The following is a 255-nucleotide window of genomic DNA, read 5'->3' on the forward strand; positions in this document are numbered from 1 at the left end:
AATCAACCGAGATTCCCTTAGTAGTGGCGAGCGAACGGGGACTAGCCCTTAAGTGGCTTTGAGATTAGCGGAACGCTCTGGAAAGTGCGGCCATAGTGGGTGATAGCCCTGTACGCGAAAATCTCTTGGTCATGAAATCGAGTAGGACGGAGCACGAGAAACTTTGTCTGAATATGGGGGGACCATCCTCCAAGGCTAAATACTACTGACTGACCGATAGTGAACTAGTACCGTGAGGGAAAGGCGAAAAGAACC

Annotated in this window: 1 rRNA gene; it reads left to right on the forward strand. The window is 50.2% G+C overall.

Annotated elements, in window-relative coordinates:
- A 23S ribosomal RNA gene (locus tag QMX86_RS28395) occupies window positions 1-255 on the forward strand; the annotation flags it as partial.

Origin of the sequence: Pseudomonas sp. PS01270 (assembly GCF_029959775.1) — a bacterium.
GTDB classification, from domain to species: Bacteria; Pseudomonadota; Gammaproteobacteria; order Pseudomonadales; family Pseudomonadaceae; genus Aquipseudomonas; species Aquipseudomonas atacamensis.